The 17,327-nt window shown below is 62.0% G+C and carries 18 protein-coding genes, 1 tRNA gene and 2 pseudogenes; 13 read left to right on the forward strand and 8 right to left on the reverse strand.

Annotation, left to right across the window (positions count from 1 at the left end):
- Nucleotides 1-40: 40 nt before the first annotated feature.
- Together IHQ72_RS20610 and glpK are read left to right on the forward strand one after the other, a co-directional pair.
- Entirely contained in the window at nucleotides 41-1,765 is a 1,725-nt protein-coding gene (locus IHQ72_RS20610; protein WP_258116866.1) for an ABC transporter substrate-binding protein, read from the forward strand.
- A gap of 102 nt (nucleotides 1,766-1,867) precedes the next feature.
- Complete coding sequence (gene glpK, locus IHQ72_RS20615; protein WP_258116870.1) at nucleotides 1,868-3,361, forward strand: glycerol kinase GlpK; 1,494 nt, start codon at nucleotides 1,868-1,870, stop codon at nucleotides 3,359-3,361.
- Between the two features lie 83 nt (nucleotides 3,362-3,444).
- On the opposite strand, the pseudogene IHQ72_RS20620 reads toward glpK, so the two are convergent.
- Nucleotides 3,445-3,953: pseudogene (locus IHQ72_RS20620) on the reverse strand (BA14K family protein).
- 261 nt (nucleotides 3,954-4,214) lie between these two features.
- On the opposite strand from IHQ72_RS20620, the gene IHQ72_RS20625 reads away from it, so the two are divergent.
- Nucleotides 4,215-4,290: transfer RNA gene (locus IHQ72_RS20625), tRNA-Lys, on the forward strand.
- Nucleotides 4,291-4,714: 424 nt separating this feature from the next.
- On the opposite strand, the gene IHQ72_RS20630 is transcribed toward IHQ72_RS20625, so the two are convergent.
- A complete protein-coding gene (locus IHQ72_RS20630) occupies nucleotides 4,715-4,999 on the reverse strand; it encodes a DUF982 domain-containing protein (RefSeq protein WP_258116872.1) in 285 nt (94 codons plus the stop codon).
- 92 nt (nucleotides 5,000-5,091) lie between these two features.
- On the opposite strand from IHQ72_RS20630, the pseudogene IHQ72_RS37130 reads away from it, so the two are divergent.
- Together IHQ72_RS37130 and IHQ72_RS20640 are read left to right on the forward strand one after the other, a co-directional pair.
- Nucleotides 5,092-5,310 (forward strand): annotated as a pseudogene (locus IHQ72_RS37130) (hypothetical protein); the annotation flags it as partial.
- A 216-nt stretch (nucleotides 5,311-5,526) separates the two neighbouring features.
- A complete protein-coding gene (locus IHQ72_RS20640; RefSeq protein WP_143744830.1) occupies nucleotides 5,527-5,751 on the forward strand; it encodes a hypothetical protein in 225 nt (74 codons plus the stop codon).
- 203 nt (nucleotides 5,752-5,954) lie between these two features.
- Here IHQ72_RS20640 and IHQ72_RS20645 read toward each other — a convergent pair whose 3' ends face one another.
- The gene (locus IHQ72_RS20645) at nucleotides 5,955-6,239 is read right to left on the reverse strand and encodes a hypothetical protein (RefSeq protein WP_258116876.1); all 285 of its coding nucleotides are present in this window, start codon (nucleotides 6,237-6,239) and stop codon (nucleotides 5,955-5,957) included.
- Nucleotides 6,240-7,136: 897 nt separating this feature from the next.
- On the opposite strand from IHQ72_RS20645, the gene IHQ72_RS20650 reads away from it, so the two are divergent.
- Nucleotides 7,137-7,322: a hypothetical protein gene (locus tag IHQ72_RS20650; RefSeq protein ID WP_258116878.1), complete on the forward strand. Its 186-nt coding sequence runs from the start codon at nucleotides 7,137-7,139 to the stop codon at nucleotides 7,320-7,322.
- Between the two features lie 11 nt (nucleotides 7,323-7,333).
- Nucleotides 7,334-8,092 carry an HNH endonuclease signature motif containing protein gene (locus IHQ72_RS20655; protein ID WP_258116880.1) on the forward strand — a complete coding sequence of 253 codons (759 nt, stop codon included), beginning with the start codon at nucleotides 7,334-7,336 and terminating at the stop codon, nucleotides 8,090-8,092.
- Nucleotides 8,093-8,431: 339 nt separating this feature from the next.
- On the opposite strand, the gene dprA is transcribed toward IHQ72_RS20655, so the two are convergent.
- The 4 genes from dprA to IHQ72_RS20675 are packed head-to-tail and all read right to left on the reverse strand — an operon-like array spanning nucleotide 8,432 to nucleotide 12,422.
- A complete protein-coding gene (dprA, locus tag IHQ72_RS20660) occupies nucleotides 8,432-9,556 on the reverse strand; it encodes a DNA-processing protein DprA (RefSeq protein ID WP_258116882.1) in 1,125 nt (374 codons plus the stop codon).
- Entirely contained in the window at nucleotides 9,553-10,140 is a 588-nt protein-coding gene (gene plsY / locus IHQ72_RS20665) for a glycerol-3-phosphate 1-O-acyltransferase PlsY (protein WP_258116884.1), read from the reverse strand. The genes dprA and plsY overlap by 4 nt, the downstream gene beginning before the upstream one ends.
- An 18-nt stretch (nucleotides 10,141-10,158) precedes the next feature.
- The gene (locus tag IHQ72_RS20670) at nucleotides 10,159-11,445 is read right to left on the reverse strand and encodes a dihydroorotase (protein WP_258116885.1); all 1,287 of its coding nucleotides are present in this window, start codon (nucleotides 11,443-11,445) and stop codon (nucleotides 10,159-10,161) included.
- Nucleotides 11,442-12,422, reverse strand: a complete 981-nt coding sequence (locus IHQ72_RS20675) for an aspartate carbamoyltransferase catalytic subunit (RefSeq protein WP_258116886.1) — start codon at nucleotides 12,420-12,422, stop codon at nucleotides 11,442-11,444. Before IHQ72_RS20675 ends, IHQ72_RS20670 begins: the two co-directional genes overlap by 4 nt.
- Nucleotides 12,423-12,579: 157 nt before the next feature.
- Between IHQ72_RS20675 and IHQ72_RS20680 the strand changes: the two genes are divergently transcribed.
- From IHQ72_RS20680 to IHQ72_RS20690, 3 genes are all read left to right on the forward strand, one after another.
- Nucleotides 12,580-14,208 (forward strand): DNA alkylation response protein, encoded by a 1,629-nt coding sequence (locus IHQ72_RS20680; RefSeq protein WP_258116887.1) that lies wholly within the window; start codon nucleotides 12,580-12,582, stop codon nucleotides 14,206-14,208.
- 128 nt (nucleotides 14,209-14,336) lie between these two features.
- Nucleotides 14,337-14,915 (forward strand): hypothetical protein, encoded by a 579-nt coding sequence (locus IHQ72_RS20685; RefSeq protein WP_258116888.1) that lies wholly within the window; start codon nucleotides 14,337-14,339, stop codon nucleotides 14,913-14,915.
- On the forward strand, nucleotides 14,915-15,226 hold the full coding sequence (locus tag IHQ72_RS20690) for a DUF6105 family protein (protein WP_192365418.1): 312 nt from the start codon (nucleotides 14,915-14,917) through the stop codon (nucleotides 15,224-15,226). The genes IHQ72_RS20685 and IHQ72_RS20690 overlap by 1 nt, the downstream gene beginning before the upstream one ends.
- On the opposite strand, the gene ruvX is transcribed toward IHQ72_RS20690, so the two are convergent.
- Nucleotides 15,193-15,678, reverse strand: coding sequence for a Holliday junction resolvase RuvX (gene ruvX / locus IHQ72_RS20695; protein WP_095492844.1), 486 nt, complete (start codon nucleotides 15,676-15,678; stop codon nucleotides 15,193-15,195). The two genes, IHQ72_RS20690 and ruvX, sit on opposite strands and share 34 nt — an antisense overlap.
- A gap of 100 nt (nucleotides 15,679-15,778) precedes the next feature.
- Between ruvX and IHQ72_RS20700 the strand changes: the two genes are divergently transcribed.
- The 3 genes from IHQ72_RS20700 to gatC all read left to right on the forward strand — a co-directional run bounded on the left by IHQ72_RS20700 (nucleotide 15,779) and on the right by gatC (nucleotide 17,321).
- Nucleotides 15,779-16,486, forward strand: coding sequence for a metal-dependent hydrolase (locus tag IHQ72_RS20700; RefSeq protein WP_258116895.1), 708 nt, complete (start codon nucleotides 15,779-15,781; stop codon nucleotides 16,484-16,486).
- A 38-nt stretch (nucleotides 16,487-16,524) separates the two neighbouring features.
- The gene (locus tag IHQ72_RS20705; RefSeq protein ID WP_127314910.1) at nucleotides 16,525-16,941 is read left to right on the forward strand and encodes a hypothetical protein; all 417 of its coding nucleotides are present in this window, start codon (nucleotides 16,525-16,527) and stop codon (nucleotides 16,939-16,941) included.
- A gap of 92 nt (nucleotides 16,942-17,033) precedes the next feature.
- A complete protein-coding gene (gatC, locus tag IHQ72_RS20710; protein WP_095520408.1) occupies nucleotides 17,034-17,321 on the forward strand; it encodes an Asp-tRNA(Asn)/Glu-tRNA(Gln) amidotransferase subunit GatC in 288 nt (95 codons plus the stop codon).
- Nucleotides 17,322-17,327: the final 6 nt, after the last annotated feature.

Raw genomic sequence — 17,327 nt, forward strand, 5'->3', positions numbered from 1 at the left:
GCTTCGATCGCACTTGAAACTGAAACAGTGGAGGAAACACATGAGACGGCAATTTTTGACATCAACGACTGCGCTTGTCCTGTTGCTCGGGGCAGGCAACGCCTATGCCGGAATGGACGAGGCAAAAGCTTTCCTGGACAAGGAAATCGGCGACATGTCGACGCTCGATCGCGCTGCCCAGGAAGCCGAGATGCAATGGTTCATCGATGCTGCAAAACCCTTTGCGGGCATGGACATCAAGGTCGTCTCGGAAACCATCACGACGCACGAATATGAATCGAAGACGCTGGCCAAGGCGTTTTCCGACATAACGGGCATCAAGATCACCCATGACCTGATCGGCGAAGGCGATGTCATCGAAAAGCTGCAGACGCAGATGCAGTCGGGCGAAAACATCTACGACGCCTATGTCAACGACTCTGATCTGATCGGCACCCATTGGCGCTATCAGCAGGCGCGCAGCCTGACCGATTGGATGGCGAATGAGGGCAAGGACGTCACCAACCCGAACCTCGACCTCGCCGACTTCATCGGCACCAAGTTCACGACGGCTCCGGACGGCGATCTCTACCAGCTGCCCGACCAGCAGTTCGCGAACCTCTACTGGTTCCGCTACGACTGGTTCAACGACGAGAAGAACAAGGCGGATTTCAAGGCGAAGTACGGCTACGATCTCGGCGTGCCGGTCAACTGGTCGGCCTATGAGGACATCGCCGAATTCTTCACCGGCCGCGAGATCGACGGCAAGAAGGTCTACGGCCATATGGACTACGGCAAGAAGGACCCGTCGCTCGGCTGGCGCTTCACCGATGCCTGGCTTTCGATGGCCGGCAATGGCGACAAGGGGCTGCCGAACGGTCTTCCGGTCGACGAATGGGGCATCAAGGTCGACGAGAAGTCGCAGCCCGTCGGCTCCTGCGTGGCTCGGGGCGGCGACACCAACGGTCCGGCGTCGGTCTATTCCATCCAGAAATATCTCGACTGGATGAAGGCTTACGCTCCGGCCGCGGCCCAGGGCATGACCTTCTCGGAATCCGGACCGGTTCCGGCGCAGGGCGAAATTGCCCAGCAGATGTTCATGTACACGGCCTTCACCGCCGACATGGTGAAGGACGGCCTTCCTGTCGTGAACGAGGACGGTTCGCCGAAATGGCGCTTCGCTCCGTCGCCGCATGGCGTCTACTGGAAGGACGGCATGAAGCTCGGCTACCAGGACGTGGGTTCCTGGACGCTCCTCAAGTCGACGCCTGACGACCGCGCCAAGGCCGCCTGGCTCTACGCGCAGTTCGTCACCTCGAAGACAGTCGACGTGAAGAAAAGCCACGTCGGCTTGACGCTGATCCGCGAGAGCACGATCCAGCACAAGAGCTTCACGGACCGCGCCCCGAAGCTCGGCGGCCTGATCGAGTTCTACCGCTCGCCGGCCCGCGTCCAGTGGTCGCCGACGGGTACGAACGTTCCTGACTATCCGAAGCTGGCACAGCTTTGGTGGCAGGCGATCGGCGATGCCTCGTCGGGTGCCAAAACCCCGCAGGAGGCGATGGACTCGCTCTGCGCCGAGCAGGAAAAGGTGCTTGAGCGCCTCGAGCGCGCCGGCGTGCAGGGCGACATCGGCCCCAAGATGGCGGAGGAAAAGACCCTCGAAGAGTGGAACGCCGATGCCGTCGCCAAGGGCAATCTCGCGCCGCAGCTGAAGATTGAGCCGGAGAAGGACAAGGCGCAGACCATCAACTACGACGAGCTGGTCAAGAGCTGGAGCAACTGAGGATCGATCCGGGCGTTCGCGCCCGCATCGCAGCAATCGGGGGAGGCGGCAGCTTGCCGTCTCCCCTATTTGCGCCAAGGGAGTGGGGCCGAGGGAGCGGGAATGAGTGGTTTTATTCTAGCAATCGACCAAGGGACGACGTCGAGCCGGGCGATCCTGTTCGACGGTGACATGAAGGTCGTGGGCAGCGGACAGAAAGAGTTTACCCAGCATTATCCGGCCTCCGGCTGGGTAGAGCATGATCCGGAGGAAATCTGGTCGAGTGTCGTGGCGACGGCGAAGGCTGCGCTGAAGCGCGCCGGCCGCGATGCTTCGGATGTCGCGGCCATCGGGATCACCAACCAGCGCGAGACCGTCGTCATCTGGGACAGGGCGACCGGCAGGCCGATCCATAACGCGATTGTCTGGCAGGACCGCCGCACCGCGCCGCTGTGCCAGAAATTGAAGAAGCAGGGACTGGAGAAGAAGTTCACCAGAAAGACTGGCCTGCTGCTCGATCCCTATTTCTCCGGCACCAAGATCGCCTGGATGCTGGACAAGGTGAAGGGCGCCAGAAAACGCGCCGAGAACGGCGAATTGCTGGCCGGCACCGTCGACAGCTTCCTGATCTGGCGGCTGACCGGCGGAAAAGTTCACGCCACCGACGCCACCAACGCCTCGCGCACGCTGGTCTACAACATTGAAAAGAATGCTTGGGACGATGAGCTCCTGGCCATTCTCGGCATACCGGGAAGAATGCTGCCGCAGGTGAAGGATTGCGCCGACGATTATGGAATCACAGAGAAAAGCCTGTTCGGCGCAGAGATAAAGATCCTCGGCGTGGCCGGCGACCAGCACGCGGCGACCATCGGCCAGGCCTGTTTTGAGCCGGGCATGATGAAATCCACCTATGGCACCGGCTGCTTCGCGCTGCTCAACACCGGCAGCGATCTGGTGCGCTCCAAGAACCGGTTGTTGACGACCATTGCCTACAGGCTGAACGGCAAGACCACGTATGCGCTGGAAGGATCCATCTTCATCGCGGGTGCTGCCGTGCAGTGGCTGCGCGACGGCATCAAGGTGATAGGCAAAGCCGAGCACAGCGGCGTGCTGGCGGCGAGCGCCGACCCGACTCAAGAAGTCTATCTGGTGCCGGCTTTCGTAGGGCTCGGCGCGCCGCATTGGGACGCCCAAGCGCGCGGCGCTATCTTCGGGCTGACCCGCAATTCGGGCCCGGCGGAATTTGCACGCGCAGCACTCGAATCCGTCGCGTTCCAGACGCGCGACCTGCTCGATGCGATGCGCAGGGACTGGAAGGGCGCGTCAGCGAAGACCGTTCTCAGGGTCGATGGCGGCATGGTGGCGTCGGACTGGACGATGCAGCGGCTTGCGGACATCCTCGATGCGCCGGTCGACCGTCCGACCATCCTGGAGACGACGGCGCTCGGCGCGGCATGGCTGGCCGGCTCGAAGGCGGGCGTCTGGCCGGAGACAAGGGAATTCGCCAGGAGCTGGGCGCTGGAGCGACGGTTTCGACCGGACATGGATGCATCGGTCCGTTCCGCAAAGCTGGCCGGTTGGCGCCATGCCGTGCGCCGGACCCTGAGCACGCTGTAGATTCGCGCACCGAAAAAGAAAAAGCCTGCGCCGTTGCCGGCGCAGGCTCTTCAACAAGCTTTATTCAGCTCTGCCCTGGCTTATCAATAGGGCGAGATGCACTGCCGGCGGGGGCCGTAGTAAGGCTGATACGTGTTGTCATAAGCCCGGTAAGATCTGTAGCGGCTGTAGCACCACTCCACGTGGGCATCGCCTCGATAGACGCGGCGGTACTGGTTGTTGACGATCGCGCCGGTGATCAGCGCCCCAGTGGCGAAGGCAGCCAGCGGGAACCAGTAGTCGCCGTAACGGCGATAGCCGGGACGATAGTAGCGATAGCCGCGATGGCCGCGCCAATACCTGCCGTCGTCACGGGCGAAACGACGAAAATCGCGGCGGGAAAAATCGCGGCGGGAAAAATCGCGACGGAAATCGCGACGGGAGAAATCGCGGTCGAAACCACGCCTCCACCGTCTGTGCTCGACAGTCTGGACATCCGACGAGACGTTCCCAGCGGCACGTAGATGGGCTGGGCGTTGACGGGCACGATCTGCGCTACAGCGAATGACGCTGACAGAGCGGTCGCCAGTAAGCCCGACATGATCCTGTTCATGGTCTTCTCCTTGAAAGCGTCGTCCCTTGTAGCGACAAAAACGGCAGGTTGCGCAATTGTTCCGCGAAAAATAGCAAGCTGCTGATTTGTAATACATCTCGGCTTTTGTGCGAGACAGCCACTCCGATCTTGTCGAGACGGTTTGCGAGGCGTCACGAGACCGCGAAAAGCCCGGCTTACGCACCCACTTTTCCGGTTGACCGGTCGAGACACTCTCCCTATGTTCCGCGCAATTTCGAGGGCGGCATTCTGAGCCCGCGGGAGCGCGTAGCTCAGCCGGTAGAGCAACTGACTTTTAATCAGTAGGTCCAGGGTTCGAATCCCTGCGCGCTCACCAACAAAATCAAGCCTTTAGAGAAAAATCCGGCGTTGTTTAATGCGCCATTGCCATTTACCAGAATTACCAGCGTTTCCGGGCTTTTTCATGGGTTAGCGGGGATTTGCTGGCGCATGAATGGCGCACGCGGCACATGAAAAACCCCGCCGAAGCGGGGTTTGAAGGGCGCTCTCGAGGCTAGCGGCATCGTATTCTTAGATGATGGCCAATGCGTCGACGGCGGCGCTGGCGTGAGGCTGAGGAAATGACGCGCTGAAAATCGTCGGTGCCCTGCTTTGCAGGACTGGGCTGCTTTGCTGATCTATGTTCAGAGCGACGAGCAAGGAAGCCGAGACTTCAAGGATCTGCTCGAACACTATGTCGGGGAAGCCGCTAAGCCTTAAGCGCGCCCTAGATGCCCGTCGGAGCGGGCCGTTCCACCTCATTACATCAGGTCTTCAGCAACCCCGTCAAATTTCTTGAGGCCTGCGCTTGGGCGCTTTCGCTTAAGAAGTCCCTGTTCAGATGCGGCCGCCTTGAAAGCTGCGAACGCAGCTTGGTGACTGCAATGTCCGGCCAGGCATTCCTCGATCATTCGGATTGCCTCAAGCCGGGACGGCTTTTCCAAGAGTGGCCATGGTTGCTGAAGCGCCATCTCGGCGTCGGCTATCGAAGCGACCACCATCGGCTTGTGATTCAGGTAGACTGTAATCGGAATGAACGCCGCCATTTTTATCGCTCGCCAGGATTAAGGCGGTTAAACGCGAAGGCCATGGCGGTGGTTGCATCATCGCCACTAACGCTGCCGATCGCATCGCGGACATGTCGCGCGCGGATCTACAGATCATCCTGCGTCGCGCCGCATTGATGCTCAGGAACGTCTCAGGCGTGCCGCTGGAGCCCGCAACGGAGGACGCGCTCTGGTCGGCCAGACCTCATGGCCCGACCTCATTTAGATCATTAGATCGTGCTGCGCGAATGGCTGGAACCAACACCTATCTGCCTGTGCGCACGATAGACGAGGAAAGCGAGACGGACGGGCAACGCGCCAGCCAGGCGAGCTCCCCTAAAGCTCGCTGGTCAGGCCCAGCGGTCTCCCTCCATCGCAAGCCGCTGGGCCGATCGAGCTTGCGTAACGCATGGCGGGGTTCATGACCCGGATTAAAAGCGGGTCGATTGAATGTCGACTTTTGCCGTAAAAAGTTTCGGGCCGGAACGCTTGCTTGTCTCGTGGGTTGAGATGAAGGAGATGCAGGCGTGGCCAAGAAGCCGTCCATCACCGGAATATTGCGACTTACCTCTGACCAACTGAAGAGGATCCGGAAACGCGTCGCCAATGGCGGTCACGTGGACCAGATGCAAGAGGTCGATGCCCTGGTGGGCCTCGCTAAAGAAATGGCCGACCGGCAACTGGCCGGGTTAGAAAGCCCGGCAGATGAAAACGATGGCTCTGTGCAAGACGGTGACGATGCAAAGGACTGAGCGTGGCGCCGGCCACCCTCCGCAAGCGACTGACAGTCGCTCACAAAATCATCCACGATATCGTTCGGTGAACCACGCTATTTGCCACCCACCACCTTCATCGGCTTATGGGTCATCAGGCGTTTCGGCAAGTGCTCGGTGTGCACTTCAAGCAGGGGCTCGTTAATTCCTTTAGGCGATGGCGGGGTGCAGACGAAGGATTGTCATTGAAGTGCCCCACCAGGAAAGCCGATGGAATCTGTGTTATCCGATCTTCGTTCAACGGCATGTGCGATTTGTTTCAGCATCGCATGAGCCGCGCCAGCCGACATGACGAGGCGGCACACAATCACGTGTTCGAACTTTCCACGCTCGTAGATCGCTCGCTGCCGGCTGTAAAATATGCACCGGAAATTCCCGTCTCCCAAATTTTCCATGTCGGCCATCCCTGAAATGAAGACATCGGGGATGATGGCCGTTTCGACTAAGTCTATGATGGGATCGGTCATGATGCGTCTCCCCAATTGCCCCCAATTCCCGGGTTCCAACACCCGGCGTTGCTGATACCTGCAATTTTTGCAGGCTAAGGGAGCAACTGTCGTTTGATCAACTTGGAGATTGGGGGTAGCCGGCACCTGCAATGGGAGAAGGATCTCGCATGCCGCATCCGCCTTACTGCGCATGAAGGGGATTAGAATGCCACCCCAGCCGGCGCCGGCCACATTTCTCCTTATCTGGCGCATCGGACTGACAAGGAGAAGCCCGCGCTACTCCTCAGAGCGCGGGCCGACCGCATTGCAGCCCGATCTGCAGCGGGGATAAGCGGGGGGACAAGGCCCACTGGTCTCACACAACTGTTAGGGTACGCTAATGTTCCGCTTGACGAACACTCCCGCAAACGGATGCGGAATCCTGGTCATTCTTCCTCCCAGAAGTCCTGCAGTGGGGCATGGCGAAGGTCTTCCTCGCCCCGGAGGTGCTTGATGCGGGCTTTGATCCCCGGCTACCGCGAAGCCACGTCCTCTGAGGTGCCCAGCGAGTTGCCTTTGGGCCTTTGGGATGGGTTCGAATCCCTGCGCGCTCACCAAATTCCCCCCCCAATAAAACAAACACTTAGCTAAAGCCCGACCAGAGCGCCGCATAGGGCCATTTTCAAATTTTGGGCGCATATTTGGACGCGCCCAATTTAGCCGCGCCCAATTTCATGGCATCATTCGCGCCTGTCATCGCCGCATCAAAAGCCCCGCCCCGCCCCCGTTCCGAACCCGTTCTTTTTCGCGCCCATCCCGCCGACGCCAGCAACCGCCCACAATCCCGGCCGCCGTCAACGTCCGCGAATCGGCCATCACCCATGCTGGCCTCGCGCGGGCACGCTCGATGCCGCGCGGATATTGCGGAAATGCCGCGTGCTGCTCGGCGCACGCGCATACGATCTGACCGCCAAGGTCTGCGGCGAAGGCTGCTCGCTCCATGAGGTCGCCGGCAAGGATAAGCGGCAGCGCATAGTCGCGGCCGATATGTTGCGCGTGAGCCTCGACGATCTCGCTGGGCTGTGGGGCCTCTCGGCGCGGCGGGCTTATCGTCTACCTTGAACAGGGTGGCTATGGTACAGGAGCGGGATGTCACATCAGGAAGAGTCGGAAGTTTCGCGCCACATTCCGGACCCGATAAAAGGAAAGTGCGGCAGGATTGCCGCTTTGGCTATGTTATCTGCGGCTTGCCGATCTATCACTATGATCACATCCAAAATTTTGCGGACGTTCAAGAGCACGTAGCCGAAAATATAGCTCTTCTCTGCCCAACGCATCATCAAGACAAAACGTCAAAGCGGTTGCCCGCTGGGGTGGTGAAATCGGCTCGTGCCAATCCCGCAAATGGGAGGTCTGACGTCACGTCCTCCCATCGCTGGTTTTTTGACAGCGCCAACGCTTTGATTGAAGTTGGTCCATCCCAATACAGCGCCGACCTTCGGGAAGGAGATAGCTTCGCCGCAATCAACATCGATGGCGAAGATCTGGTTGGATTCTCCCGCGAAGACGACGCGATACTACTCAATATGAGTTTGAGGACGGCGCCAAATTCCAAACGCGTTGTGCACGTTCATCGTGGTGAAATCAGTATCTCTACAGGCATCGACGACGCGACGATGGAGGGGCCAAGAGTTTCGATCTCGCCAGGGCGAAACTTAAAGCCCGTTGTCATCATGAAAACTGACAATGGATTGAGAATCGAAAAAGGGGAGTTCTTTGGTGGGCACTTCTCGGGTTGCAAAATTGGCATCGTAATCGGGCGGCCTGTACCCACTAGCAAAACGCTTGCTCGCAGGTTCCTCAACAGCGCAAGCTCACTTCCGTTCAGGTGAATGCCCCATTTATGGTGTCGATGACATCCCTTGCGTGCCCCGCCTCGGAAGAACACAGGCGGTGGTAATGGGCCCGTTTTGCCGCAGGCTGTTGCGAAGGGCGATATATACCCCATCCGGAAAACCCAGCATGCGGAGTTCTCTCGACCCATTGCAGGCCAGCACAACGCTCAACTCCACAGAAGAGCGGTCGCACGAGTGAACAGGGTCTGCCTTTGCTTTCGTTCAGATCGCTCACGGGTCACTGCTACGATAAACGCGACCGCAAGAGGCGGATGAGGCGAGCATCGGGGCAGGTTCTCCCAAGAATCGTGTGCTGAGAGATCCGGAAGACTTCGATCATACCAGCGAGACCTTCCCGCCGGCGTGGCGCTCCAGCCGGCCGGCGAGGTCCAGTTCCAACAGCACCATGAAAACCTGGGCGGGATGCAGGCCGGTGTGGCGGATGATTTCGTCGACCGCCACCGGCGTTGGGCCGAGGGCTTCGATGACGCGGGCGCGGTCGTGTTCGCCGGGTGGCGGCGTTGCGGAAAAGTCGGGCGGCTCTTCGAGCGGCGGCGCCTCTCGTGTCTGCACCCCGACTAAGGGGGCGATCGCATTGCTAATATCCGATGCCTCGGTGACCAGGGTGGCGCCGTCCTTGAGCAAGGCGTTGGCGCCGGCGGCGCGCGGATCGAGCGGCGAGCCGGGGACGGCGAAGACCAGCCGCCCCATCTCGCCGGCGAGCCTGGCGCTGATCAGCGAGCCGGAGCGTTGCGCGGCCTCGACCACGACCAGCCCCAATGCCGCACCGGCGACAAGCCGGTTGCGGCGCGGAAAATCCTGGGCACGCGGCTGCCAGCCGAACGGCATTTCCGAAATGATGGCGCCGCCGCGCTCGGCAATCTCGTTGCACAGCCCGGCATTCTCGGGCGGGTAGGGCAGATCGAGGCCGCCGGCCAGCACACCGATCGTGCCTGACGCAAGGCTGCCCTGATGTGCTGCCGTGTCGATGCCGCGCGCCAGGCCGGAGACGATCCCGTAGCCGTCGCGGCCGAGTTCGGCGGCGAGCGATCGCGCCATCTTGATGCCGGCCAGCGAGGCGTTGCGGGCGCCGACGATGGCAACCGCCGGCAAGCGGAACACCGCGCCTTCGCCCTTGACCGCGAGCAGCGGCGGCGGATGGTCCATGCTTTTCATCAGCGGCGGATAGTCGGCCTCGCCGATGCCGACGAAGCGGGCGCCAGCCCGCCGTGCTGTCTCCAGTTCCGCCTCGGCCTCAGCCATCGTCGGGATGCGGACGATCTTTCTGGCGCCACCCGAAATCATCAGCTCGGGCAGCATCTCGAGCGCCGTCTCGGCCGAGCCGAAGCGGTTGATCAGGTCGCGAAAGGTGGCAGGGCCGATATTCGGTGTGCGGATCAAACGAATCCAGCTCAACCGCTGCCGGTCGCTGAGCCGCGGCCCGGCGGCGCGCGAGTTCACTCCCTGGCCCCGATCTTGCCCTCGGTGCCGGCCAACAGCCGCGCAATGTTGGCCCGGTGTTTTATGATGACGATCAGGCTCATCAGCGCGAACAGCCCGGCAATCTGCGGCGTGCTGAGGGCATAGAGCGCGATCGGCACGACGACTGCTGCCGTCAGCGCCGCCAGCGAAGAGTAGCGAAACAGGAAAGCGACGGCCAGCCAGACGAGGGCGAAGATCAGCGCCACCTGCCAGGCAAGAGCGATCAGCACGCCGAGATAGGTGGCGACACCCTTGCCGCCCTTGAAGCCGAGCCAGACCGGAAAGAGATGACCGAAAAAGGCACCGAGGCCGGCCCAGGGCCCGAGCTCCGGTGCAAAACGACCGGCGATCAGCACGGCCGCCGTGCCTTTCAGCGCGTCGAGCAGCAGCGTCGCGGCAGCTAGGCCCTTGTTGCCGGTGCGCAGTACATTGGTGGCGCCGATATTGCCGGAGCCTATATTGCGGACGTCGCCAAGACCCGCGGCGCGGGTGATCACGAGCCCGAACGGGATCGAGCCGAGCAGATAACCGAACACCAGCGCCAAGACGATGCCGTAAGCCATTGTTCCCCCAGATATGCCCTAGGCTGAAAACACTGTGCGGCCCGCCACCATGGTTTGCAAGACCTTGCCCTGCAGTCGCGCGCCTTCGAAACAGGTGTTTTTCGAGCGCGAACGGATACCGCTTTCGCTGACGATCCATGGCTCGTCGAGATCAACCAGTGCAAGATCGGCGACCGCGCCTGGCTTCAGCGTACCGCCGGGCAGGCCGAACAATCTTGCCGGTGCGGTGGACAACGTCTCGACCAGCCTGAGCAGCGTCACGTCGCCATTGTGATAGAGCCGTAGCGCCGCACCCAGCAGCGTTTCCAGCCCGATGGCACCGGCCGCAGCGTCGGCGAAGGGCAGGCGCTTGGTGTCGACATCCTGCGGGTCGTGCGAGGAGACGATGATGTCGATCGTGCCGTCCCTGACCGCCTCGATCATCGCCAGCCGGTCTTCCTCGGCGCGCAGCGGCGGCGTCAATCGGAAGAAGGTGCGGTATTCGCCGACGTCGTTCTCGTTGAGCGACAGATTGTGGATCGAGACGCCTGATGTGACATTCGCGCTGTCGGCTTTCGCCCGCGTTACCGCGTTTGCCGCCATGGCCGTCGAGATCTTGGCCGCGTGATAGGCGCCGCCGGTCAGCCGCGCCAGCGCAAGGTCGCGCTCCACCGGAATGGACTCGGCCTCGCGCGGAATGCCGGCAAGGCCGAGCCAGCTGGCATAGAGGCCTTCATTCATGACGCCTGATGAGGCGAGGTCGGCGTCTTGAGTTTCATGCGCGATCACGCCGCCGAAATCGCGCGCATAGGTCAGCGCGCGGCGCATTACCAATGCGCTTGATATGGTGTGCCGCCCGTCGGTGAAGGCGACCGCGCCGGCCTCGCGCAGCAGGCCGAATTCGGTCATCTCGCGGCCTTCGAGGCCCTTGGTGATCGCAGCCGCCGGAAAGATGTTGACGATAGCCGTGTCCTTGGCGGTGCGCAGCACGAATTCGACGAGCGCGACATTGTCGATCACCGGGTCGGTGTCGGGCATCATGACGATGGAAGTGACGCCGCCGGCGGCCGCCGCCACGCTGGCCGAAGCGATGGTTTCGCGGTGTTCACCGCCCGGTTCGCCGATGAAGACGCGCGCATCGATCAGACCGGGGATAACAGCCTTGCCGGCACAGTCGATGACGGTAGCATCTTGCGGAGCGCCCTGGTTCAAGGCCGACTTGCCGGCAGCGACGATCTTGCGGCCCTCGACAATGACCGTGCCGACCTCGTCGATGCCGCGCGACGGATCGACGACGCGGGCCCGGCTGAAGACCGTTGTGCTCATGCGCCGCGGCCCTCGAGGTTGCGGTCCTCACGATTGCGGCGGGGGTCGAGCAGGGCTTCCATCACCGCCATGCGCACGGCAACACCCATCTCCACCTGTTCCTGGATGACGCTCTGCGGACCGTCGGCGATTTCCGAGGCGATCTCGACGCCGCGGTTCATCGGGCCGGGATGCATGACCAGCGCGCCGTCCCTGGCCGCTTTCAGCTTCTCCGCATCGAGGCCGAAATAGTGGAAATATTCGCGCACCGAAGGCACGAAGGCGCCTTCCATCCGCTCGCGCTGCAGCCGCAGCATCATCACCACATCCGCGTCCTTGAGCCCTTCGGCCATCGAACGGGTGACGATCACGCCCATTTTCTCGATACCGGCGGGCAGAAGCGTCGACGGCGCCACGACCCTGACCTGGGCGCCGAGCGCATTGAGCAGCATGATGTTGGAACGCGCCACGCGCGAATGCAGGATGTCGCCGCAGACCGCCACGATCAGCTTCGACAGCTGGCCCCTGGCGCGGCGGATGGTCAGCGCGTCGAGCAGCGCCTGCGTCGGGTGCTCATGGGCGCCGTCACCGGCATTGATCACCGAGCAGCCGACCTTTTGCGCCAGCAGGGCTGCGGCACCCGCCGACTGGTGGCGGATGATCAATATGTCCGGACGCATGGCGTTCAGCGTCATCGCCGTGTCGATCAGCGTCTCGCCCTTCTTCACCGAAGAACTGGCCACCGACATGTTCATGACGTCGGCACCGAGCCGTTTTCCGGCCAGCTCGAACGACGACTGCGTGCGGGTCGAGGCTTCGTAGAAGAGGTTGATCTGGGTGCGGCCGCGCAGCGTTGAGGTCTTCTTCTCCGACTGCCGCGAGATCGCGACCGCCCGGTCCGCCCTGTCCAGCAAAAGCTCGATGTCGGCGGGGGAAAGATCGCGGATGCCCAGAAGATGGCGGTGGGGATAGAGTGGCAGGGACGAAGCGTCGGTCATCTCAAGGCGCTGCTATAGGGTGGAGGGCGTTTGGCTGCAAGCACCAGCTTTGGATTGCGGCCTTTCTCCCCGGTATTTTCGTCGCGCGCGTTGCGCGGCTTGGGCTATAACCGCCGATGGCTTCGGATTCGTGGCCTTGTGATGATAAGGACAATGCGTGACCGACGACGTGACGAACCAGCCGCCGCCGCTGGCAGGCGGCAATGCCTGGCGGGGCGATCCGTTGCTGATCCAGCTTGCCGAGCGTTTTTCCGATCCGGTGCGAAAGGATCTCGACGGGCTCGGCCGTTTCGTGCTGACGCACGAGGCGCAGGAGCTGGCCCGCCTTGCCAATGTCGAGACGCCGAAGCTCAGGACCCATGACCGGCAGGGCCGGCGCATCGATCTGGTCGAGTTCCATCCAGCCTATCACGCGTTGATGCGCCGGTCGGTGGCGAACGGGCTGCATTCGTCGGTCTGGGAAAATGGCGATGCCGAGATCGGCCGCCGGCATCAGGTGCGCGCCGCCCGTTTCTATCTTACGGCCGAGCTCGAAACCGGGCATCTCTGTCCCATCACCATGACCAACGCATCGCTGGCAGCGCTGATGGCAAGCCCGAAGCTGTTTCGCGAATGGGCGCCGCGTGTGACGACACGCAAATACGACCAGAGCCAAAAGCCGCCGGTCGAAAAGACCGGGCTGACGCTGGGCATGGGCATGACCGAGAAGCAGGGCGGCACCGACGTCCGCGCCAACGTCACCAGGGCCGAGCGCGCCGGCAGCAGGTTTTATCGGCTGACCGGCCACAAATGGTTCATGTCGGCGCCGATGTCGGATGCGTTCCTGGTGCTTGGACAGGCGCCGGAAGGACTTTCGTGCTTTCTCGTCCCCCGCATTCTCGGCGACGGGTCGGGCAACGGCTTCCGCTTCCAGCGGCTGAAGGACAAGCTCGGCAACCGCTCCAACGCCTCGTCCGAAGTGGAGTTCGTCAATGCCATTGGCGAGATGGTCGGCGAGCCAGGGGCGGGCGTCAAGACGATCATGGACATGGTGACGCTGACCCGGCTCGACTGCGCGATCGCCTCGTCGGCGATCATGCGTGCCGGGCTGGCCGAGGCCGTCCACCACACCCGTCACCGCCAGGTGTTTGGAACCAATCTGATCGAGCAGCCGCTGATGCAGCGCGTGCTGGCCGACATGGCGCTCGACGTCGCTGCGGCCACCGCGCTGTCGTTCCGGCTGGCGCGCTCCTTCGACGAGGCGGCCGGCGACCGCGGCGAGGCGGCCTTCGCGCGCGCCATGACGCCGGTCGTCAAATATTGGGTCTGCAAGATCGCACCACCGCTGCTCTACGAGGCGATGGAATGCCTCGGCGGCAATGGCTATGTCGAGGAGGCGCCGCTCGCTCGCTATTATCGCGAAGCCCCGGTCAACGCGATCTGGGAGGGTTCCGGCAATGTCATGGCGCTCGACGTGCTGCGCGTGCTGGGGCGTGCACCCGGCCTGTTCGAGGAGGTGCTGGCCGGCATCGATCGCGATCTCGGCGCCGGCGGACGCGGCACCGTCGGTGTGCTCAAGGCGGCAATGCAGGTCGCGGCAACCGACGAGGGCTCGGCCCGCCTGCTCACCGAGCAACTGGCGCTGTCGGCGGCAGCGGCGGAGCTTCGCAGGCTGGGGGCAGGGCGGATCGCCGACGCCTTCGTCGAGACGCGCCTCGCCGGCCAGTGGCGCAACACTTATGGCATGCTCGATTCACGCCATGACGCGCGTATGATCATCGATACGCTTTATCCGCCGGTCACCTGAGAAGAGACTTGGGAGGGTTTCTCGTCGTCTGTCGCGCCGCTGTGGATGACCGTTAACCTTAACAAATGGTTTCCATTGCGATGGCGGGCCGCAAAGCCCACTGTCCTGTTTACGGAAGCAGGAACGCCATGCGGCATATATTAAGCTCCTTTCTGGCCTTGCACTGGGCGGTCGTTTTCGCCCTGCTGGCGTTCATCTGCATCGACGGGAATCGCGGTGTTGCGGCAGCGCTTGGCGTGCTCGGCGTCGTCCTCCAGAACACCGGCTTCGTCGACCTCGAAAAGGCCGTCGTCGTGGCACCGCTTGCCGTAGCGCTGCTTGTCGTCGCGGTGCTGTTCTGCTGGGCCTTTGTCGAGACTCTGTTTAGCGACCCGACAAATCCGGACGCCGCCGACAGCGTCGTGCGGGTCGCCTTCATCTCCGCCTCCGGCGTACTGTCGCTGATTGTCGTCGGCGGCGCCGCGCAAGGCATCAACGGGCTATTCATGGCTATCGCGGTGCAACTGGCGGCACTGCTGGCTTCCTATGTCGCCATGCTCGCAGAGCGGCGGTCGGCTCTTGCCGCAACGGTTCCGGGCACAGGTGAAGTCCGTGCCGCCGCGCATGTGATGGCGAAGGCGGCGGCGCACAACTCGGCGCTCTCGCGCATTTCCGGCCGGCCGGACGCAAACTTGAGGGCGGATACGAATTTGAGGGATGGCCGCTGATGCGCACCTTGTTCGCGCTATGGGCGGCCCCGCTCGCCCTGTTCTGGGGCTGGTTCTTCCTGTCGCTCAACGATATCAATTTCGGCTACGTCATGCTGAGCCGCCAATTGCATGACCTCGTCTTCCAGCTCTATGGGGAAATGCTTGGCATCGATCCGGCGCTCATTCCCGGCATGGTGGCAAAGGCCTGCATCCTCGACAGTCTGCTGCTCATGGCGTTTTGGGCGTTTCGCCGCCGCCGGGTGATCGGTGGCTGGATCAGGATAATGCGCGACCGCTATTTCGACCAGGCACCGACGCCGAGCGCCTGAAGCCGGTCGAGAACGCCCTGCAGAATAAAGGCCGCCGCGGCCGAATCGATCTTGCCAGCGCGTTTGCGGCGCGAAAAATCCATCTCAATCAACGTCCGCTCAGCCGCCACCGTCGACAGTCGCTCGTCCCACAAAACGAAGGGCAGGTCGGTCACAGCAGCCATGTTGCGGGCGAAGGCGCGGGATTTCTGGGCGCGCGGGCCTTCCGACCCGTCCATGTTGACCGGCAGGCCGAGCACCACGGCCCCGACGTTCTCTTTCTGCAGCAAGGCGAGCAGCACGGCTGCATCCAGCGAGAATTTCCTGCGCATGATGACGGGACGCGGGTGGGCGAAGGCAAAGCCCCGGTCGGAAACCGCGACGCCGATGGTCTTGTCGCCGAGGTCGAGCCCGGCCAGCGTCTTGCCGCCGCTGAGCCGCGCCGGCAACTCTTCGATGGTGATGATGCTCAACGGCTATCCTTCGACTGCTGCCCGCGAAGGACGCTGCGGGACTTTAATTTCACTGCCGGCGTTCTATCCTTTGGGGAAGCAAAAATCGAGGAAGGCATTCATGAAACTGACCTGGTACGGACATTCCGCATTTCGCATCGAAACCACCGACGCGAAAATCCTCATCGATCCCTATCTGATCGGCAATCCGTCATGGACGGGCGGCTGGGAAGAGCCGGCGGAAGGGGTCACGCATGTCCTTTTGACCCACGGCCATAGCGATCACATCAGCGGTGCGCTCGAAGTGCTTGGGAAAAGCGGCGCCATGCTGGTCGCCAATTTCGAGGTCTGCATGTACCTGGTCGGCAGGGGCGCCAGCGACAAGAAGATCAATCCCGGCAATATCGGCGGCACCGTGGATTGCGGCGGTTTCACCACCACCTTCGTCCAGGCCCTGCATTCATCGTCGTTCCCAGGTGACAATGGCCTGAACACCTATCTCGGCAATCCAGGCGGCCTCGTCCTGCATTTTCCGGAAGACAAGACGCTCTATCACATGGGCGACACCGACATCTTTTCCGACATGGCGCTGATCAACGAATTACATGAGCCGAAGATCGGCATCGTTCCGATCGGCGACCGCTTTACCATGGGTGGCGCGGTGGCAGCCCTTGCCTGCCGCCGATTCTTTCAGTTCGAGACGGTCATTCCCAGTCACTTCGGCACGTTCCCGATCATCGACCAGACCGCCGACAAGTTTGTCGCGGGGTTGGACGGATCCGGCGTGAAGGTGGCGTTGCCGGAGATCGGCGGGACGATTAGCTTGTAGAAGACGCTAGGTATAAGACGCTAAAATGGAGTGAAAACATGATTTTGAGGGGCTTTCTTTGCATTTCTATTCTCTCTGTGGCGTCCGCCGCTCCCGCCGCGGAGGACTTTATCGAAGGCGTCTATCTCCAGTCCGAGGATCTTTGTGCGCAGGCCAAGAAGGACACACTGGAAGCGCTGATCGACGCCGGCAACATCGTGCTCTCGGCGCGTGGCCTGCAAAGCGTCGAATACGATTGCGAGTTCCTTCAGATCACCAAGGCGACGCTCTCGCCGAGCTGGGCGGTGACAGCCATATGTCAGGAACCGGGCCACGTCTTTCCGGACGTTCTCTCCGTAACGCAATTGAGCCCGAAGCAGATCGATCTGGTTTCGGTCCGACCTGCGGAAGACGAAAGCGAGGCGAGCGGCAACAGCGGCAGCTATTTCCTCTGCGACGGTGTGGCCCTGCCATAGACCTTCTGCCTGAGTTGTCGGCACGATGCATGTTGCGCGGCACGCGCCGCGCCGCTATAGCGCGGACTGGTTTTCCAGAGGCACAAACAACCATGTCCGTTGATCTTCAGACTGTGAAGCGCGTCGCGCGTCTCGCCCGTATTGCGGTGAGCGAGGAGGATGCCGAGCGCATGACCGGCGAGTTGAACGCCATTCTGGGCTTTGTCGAGCAATTGAACGAGGTCGACGTCTCCGGCGTCGAGCCGATGACTTCGGTGATCCCGATGGAGATGAAGAAGCGCCCGGACGTCGTCACCGACGGCAGCAAGGCGGCCGACATCGTCGCCAACGCCCCGGCCACCGAAGAGAATTTCTTCCTCGTTCCGAAGGTCGTGGAGTAGCGGACC

Source organism: Mesorhizobium onobrychidis, assembly GCF_024707545.1.
GTDB lineage: Bacteria > Pseudomonadota > Alphaproteobacteria > Rhizobiales > Rhizobiaceae > Mesorhizobium > Mesorhizobium onobrychidis.